Below are 1047 nucleotides of genomic sequence, written 5' to 3'. Positions count from 1 at the left end.
ACCCTTCCATTCCTTCGGAACGGTCGTAACGAGGACAAACCGGGACGCTTTCCGTCTCGCCTGTTCCCAAGCGTTTTGATCGAATTCGACGTCAAGGCGCACAAGATACAGCGTCTCCATCTCGGGTTCTGCTCCTTTTTTCGGTCGTCCGCGCCGTTTTTTCGGGCGCACGATCTCTTCGACTGCGGCTTCCACCCGATGAAACTGGGGGCGAAGGGACGCCTTGAAGGAGGCCAAGGCTTGTTCGGCGTCTGCCCGACAAGAGAAGGGGTGGCGTTCCCAACGGGCTTGTTCCTCACGAAGAAGCTCCGCTTCTTGGTTTCGCTCGTTTTCGAGCGTCTTTCCTTTTCGCTGGTCGAGCGCGCTCGATTCGACGACGATCAGCCGAACCGGATGGCCTTCATAAGTGGAGGCCGTTTCCCATGCCCGATACGTGGCGCCGTTTTTCTCCGCCAACGTAAAGGGATCGCTCCATGGGATAGGAGGCGAATCGGCCTCCGCCAATGCCTGTTTCACGATCCGAAGCGATGAAGGGCCTCGCGTGATCAAAAAGGCGTTGGCGGCCTTCGTTTGCGTGAGTGTGTCTTTCGTCATCGCAGCGGAATCCGCCACGTCAATCCATTCGTCTTGGATTTTGGCTTGCTTCAGCTGTTCATGGACACGGGAGAGCACCTCGGGATTCCACGTTTTGTCCGGCACGTTGCCGTCGTGCACATCGCCGGAAAACGGGATGCCGTCTTCGCTGCCGATCAGCCCGAAACCGATTGGTTTTTGCCAACGATGGTGCCGGTTGTAGCCATGTGTGGTCTGCAGGGCCTCTGACGAGACCGATTCATACGCGCCGTAAACGGTCTTGTCCGTCGTATCGGCGTGGAAGAGGCGAAGAGAGAGGCCTTCTTTCTTGTCGATCTGCACGAGGCAAGACGAAAAGGACTTGATGGATATTCGCCTCATACAGGCGATCCTAATGACGCGCGATGGCATCGTCGTTGAACCAAGACGGCTCCAGCCTTGGCCGAATCCGCTTCGGCCAATCGATGTCCTGCG

1 pseudogene is annotated in these 1047 nt (G+C 57.4%); it reads right to left on the bottom strand.

What is annotated here, in order from left to right:
• Window positions 1–1047, bottom strand: a pseudogene (locus B4113_RS15690) (IS1634 family transposase); the annotation flags it as partial.

Origin of the sequence: Geobacillus sp. B4113_201601, assembly GCF_001587475.1 — a bacterium.
Lineage (GTDB): Bacteria > Bacillota > Bacilli > Bacillales > Anoxybacillaceae > Geobacillus > Geobacillus icigianus.
Note: the sequence above shows the minus strand (reverse complement) of the source record. Positions and strands in the feature narration are given on the sequence as shown.